The 1287-nt window shown below is 42.9% G+C and carries 1 protein-coding gene; it reads right to left on the reverse strand.

Going from position 1 to position 1287, the window contains the following annotated elements:
- Window positions 1-1287 (reverse strand): AAA family ATPase (locus tag R7P69_RS24775; protein WP_318121761.1); only part of this gene is annotated, 1287 nt, incomplete at both ends.

Here is a 1287-nt window from a genome sequence, read left to right on the forward strand (position 1 = left end):
CCAAATTGGTCCACTGCGCCAGTCACCGCGATTTGTTGATTAACCGGTGATTCAGACAGTGCACTTACCAAACAGCATAACTCTGCCAATGAAGCACTATCACCATCCACTTCACTATAGGACTGCTCGAAAACAATAGACGCAGAGTAAGGCAGTGGCTCATCCAAATTCAAAGCAGAGCTTAGAAATGCTTGCATGATCATCATGCCTTTCGCATGAAGATTGCCTCCAAGTTCAGCTTTGCGCTCAACATCGGAAATGTCTCCATCTCCAAAGTGAATAACACATGAAATTCGCGCTGGCTCGCCATAAGAGACAGGATGCCCGGCCATATCAATAACCGTGAGTCCGTTAATTTGGCCGACTTGTTCGCCAGTAGTCTCAATGATGACCTGACCATCAAGAATGTCATAAACTGCACGTTGAGGAAGGTAAGACTCTCGATAATATTTATCGTCGATGGCTTTATCTATCGCCACATAATCAATGATATTTTGATCGCTAAACTGAGCAGCTAGGCTAAGTAGTTGGCAATGCCACATCACACCTAAAGGCAAATAATGTTGGTCCTCAGTTAAACGCATGCCTGCTAATAGTAACCGTTGAAAAGCACCTTCATCCAACGATGGGAAACCGTACTCCGAACAAATCCAATTCACCAAACCTACATACAACTCTAAGTTACTCGCAGATAAGTGGATATCTTCTTCAACTTCGGTATACATCGTTAGGCCGGTTGAAAAATCTTCGTCAACATACTCAAGGTCGGCCAATTGATTACGATCGCCAGTAACAATAATCTTAACGTCAAATTCTTTTTCATCGGCCGTTAAAATAGGTAGTCGAGTAGGGCTTACATTCAAGGGTTTTACTGGCTTTCCTTGAATGGCAGACTTAATGCTCGGCCAATATCCGGGATTCGCCAAAATGAGGTTCGCTGGTAAAATCAAATACCCGCCGTTAGCCTTGGAAAGTAGTCCAGCTTCAACTACAACATCGCCTTTTAAATCAACACTGTAGCGATCAAACAAGAGCTTTGCGTCCAAAGACTCTGTCATTATTGTAGGCTCTAAACCATCAGTGACCACGTCACAAATAAACTTACGATAAACCGTATTATCTGCACAGTTTATTACCAAAACTCGAGTCAAGCCTTTGATTTTCATAAATCGTTCAACAGTAGCGAGGAGTCTTGGTTGAAGTTCTACGAACTTCTTCTTAGGTAGAGAGGAGGCAGATTTTAAAATGTCTTCGTACTGTTCGAACGAAGGAGTCACGTCTTTCCAA

It is taken from the genome of Vibrio sp. 661 (genome assembly GCF_033339315.1).
GTDB lineage: Bacteria > Pseudomonadota > Gammaproteobacteria > Enterobacterales > Vibrionaceae > Vibrio > Vibrio alginolyticus.